At 69.8% G+C, this 2,798-nt stretch carries 4 protein-coding genes; 2 read left to right on the plus strand and 2 right to left on the minus strand.

The genetic code is table 11. The annotated features are described in order from the left end of the window. Nucleotides 1–47: 47 nt before the first annotated feature. Nucleotides 48–788, minus strand: coding sequence for a molecular chaperone (locus tag D180_RS06170; RefSeq protein ID WP_017912101.1), 741 nt, complete (start codon nucleotides 786–788; stop codon nucleotides 48–50). Nucleotides 789–802: 14 nt separating this feature from the next. Next, the gene (locus D180_RS06175; RefSeq protein ID WP_017912102.1) at nucleotides 803–1,306 is read right to left on the minus strand and encodes a spore coat U domain-containing protein; all 504 of its coding nucleotides are present in this window, start codon (nucleotides 1,304–1,306) and stop codon (nucleotides 803–805) included. Between the two features lie 226 nt (nucleotides 1,307–1,532). Between D180_RS06175 and map the strand changes: the two genes are divergently transcribed. Both map and D180_RS06185 read left to right on the plus strand, forming a co-directional pair. Continuing rightward, a complete protein-coding gene (gene map, locus D180_RS06180) occupies nucleotides 1,533–2,309 on the plus strand; it encodes a type I methionyl aminopeptidase (RefSeq protein WP_017911155.1) in 777 nt (258 codons plus the stop codon). Between the two features lie 29 nt (nucleotides 2,310–2,338). Next, the coding region (locus D180_RS06185) for a nucleotidyltransferase domain-containing protein (protein WP_232760354.1) at nucleotides 2,339–2,798 on the plus strand (460 nt) is incomplete at its 3' end.

Raw genomic sequence — 2,798 nt, forward strand, 5'->3', positions numbered from 1 at the left:
GGGCGACGGCGAGCGCGGCGCTGCCGGCCCACAGCGCCAGCAGCAGTTCAGGGCGCCGCGGTGTCCACGACCAGCGACTGCGCGCGCGACTCGCCATTGATCCTTGCCTCGAACGTTCCCTGGGTCTGCGCCAGCGCCGCCGTCAGCGGCCAGCGCTTGCGTTGTCCCGGCAGCACGTAGCCGGCCAGGCCCTCGGCGATGGCGCTGCGGCGGCCGTCGCCGGCGACGAAGTGCAGGTCCACCAGCTGCGCGTGGCCGTTGCCCTCATTGCGCACTTCCAGCGCCGCCCCCGCGCCGTCGCGGACCAGCCGCGCATGCAACGCCGGCGCGGTGGCCACGGCTGGCTGCAGGAACACGGGCACCGAATAGCGCAGCACGAACTGCAGCCCCGCGCTGGCGCTGGCGCCGGCATCCTGGCTGGGCAATTCGTCGACCAGGATGCGATAGGCATCCTCGCCCGCGGTGGGCGCGGGATCCAGACGGATCACCCGGACCAACTGCCGCGAGTGCGGCGCCAGTTGCAGCATCGGCGGACTGAGCGCGATGCGGTCGCTGGGATCGAGCACATCCTCGCCGTCTCGTTGCTGCCAGCGGAACACGCGCACCTGCGCACGCAGCGGCACGTCGCCGCTGTTGCTCAGCCAGACGCCCTGCGCGGTCTCCTCGGCGCGCAGCGACACCGAGGTCGGTGCCACCTGCAGGCTCGCCGCGACAGCCGCGCCGGCCGCCGCCAGCCACAGCGCGGCGAGCGCCGGCAGGCGCAGGAAGGAAGGCAGTCGCGAACGCATGCAGGCGGCTCCGGTTACCAGGTGACGGTGGCGGTGACGACGTCGCTGTACGAACCGGCAGGGTAGTTGGTGCTGGCGACCTGGCCGTAGACGGTGATCGGTTGCACTGCACCATTGCCGGTGCCGGCCTGGGTGTCGGTGCCGATGGTCGAGCCCCAGTTCTGGGTGCGCGCGGCATTGCGGTACAGCGCGTACGGCACGCGTGCGGTATTGCTGGCGTCGGCACTGCCCATGGTGCGGGTGGTGACCGTGGCGCCGGAGCCGGAACCGGCGTTGAGCGCGATGTTGTACGGGGTGCCGGAGGTGCAGCGCACGTTCAAGGTGCCGGTGCTGTTGATCGCGGTCTGGGTGGAATTGACGCTGCCGAAATCGACGTCGGTGGGCGCGGTCTGGATGTCGCAGACGCTGGTGATCTGGATCTTGACGTTGAAGGTGCGCGAGTCGGACTGGGCCCAGGCCAGGCCGGTCCCGGCGGCGAACAGCACGAGGAAGGCGAGAACGCGATGGAAGAGATACATGGCAGGGTTCTTCGGTGAAGGCGGACAACCGCCGGTGCCACCGCTAGTGCAAAACGCGCGCCAGTTCACATTTTTATGGATCGTTATCCAGTTTTCACATGGGATGACCGCCACAGGGTGCCGTGTTCAGTGCGATGAAGGCAGCGGCGACCGCGCCGGCGTGCCAAAAACCCGGCAACGCGCCCGGCGCGTTCAGCCAGCGCCGGGATGAGCGATAATGACGACCATGACCGTCAATCTGAAAACTCCGCAGGACATCGAGAAGATGCGCGTGGCCGGCCGCCTGGCCGCCGAGGTACTGGACCTGATCGGCCCGTACGTGAAGCCCGGCGTCACCACCGCCGAGCTGGACCGCATCTGCCACGACCATATCGTCAAGGTGCAGGGGGCGGTGCCGGCCAACGTCGGCTATCGCGGCTTTCCGAAGACCGTGTGCACGTCGGTGAACAACGTCATCTGCCACGGCATCCCCAGTGAGGGCAAGGTGCTGAAGGACGGCGACATCGTCAACATCGACGTCACCGTTATCAAGGACGGCTGGCATGGCGACACCAGCCGCATGTACTGCGCGGGCACGCCGTCGGTGATGGCGCGGCGCCTGATCGAGGCCACCTACGAGGCGATGTGGCGCGGCATCCGCGCGGTGAAGCCGGGCGCCACGCTCGGCGACGTCGGCCATGCCATCCAGCAGTACGCCGAGAGCGAGCGCTTCAGCGTGGTGCGCGAGTACTGCGGCCACGGCATCGGCAAGGTCTACCACGACGAACCGCAGGTGCTGCACTACGGCCGGCCGGGCGACGGCCTGGTGCTGAAGCCGGGCATGACCTTCACCATCGAGCCGATGATCAACGAGGGCACGCGCTACACCCGCGTGCTGCCGGACGGCTGGACTGTGGTGACCAAGGACCGCAAGCTCTCCGCGCAATGGGAGCACATGGTCGCCGTCACCGAGGATGGGGTGGAGGTCCTGACCCTGTCGCCCGGCGGCCTCGGCGAGCCGTGAGTCTGCTGCCGGCCGGTGCCGATGCCGGCATGCCCGGTGCCGGCGTCGACGACGCCGGCTGGGCCGCTGCGGTTCGGCAACTGCTGGCGCAGACCGATGCGCGGCTCAGCAAGCGTTTCGACCAGGGCGACGACATCGATCGCTTGCTGGCGCTGCGCGCGCGCGCGCTCGACCAGTTGATCCGCCACGCCTGGAGCCGCTGCGTGCCGCGCGAGGCCGGGCTGGCGTTGTTCGCGGTCGGCGGCTATGGCCGTGGCGAACTGTTCCCGCGCTCGGACATCGACCTGCTGGTGTTCGGCGACCTCGATCCCGCCTGCGAACCGGCGCTGGCACGGCTGTTCCCGCTGTTGTGGGACGCCGGCGTGCCGGTGAGCCATGCGGTGCGCTCGGCCGCGCAGTGCACCGCGGCCTGCGCCGACCAGACCGTGCTGACCGCGCTGATCGAGGCGCGCCCGCTGCAGGCCGACGCCGCCGCCAAGGCGGCGCTGG

This window comes from Xanthomonas sp. SHU 166, from assembly GCF_000364685.1.
Taxonomy (GTDB): domain Bacteria; phylum Pseudomonadota; class Gammaproteobacteria; order Xanthomonadales; family Xanthomonadaceae; genus Xanthomonas_A; species Xanthomonas_A sontii.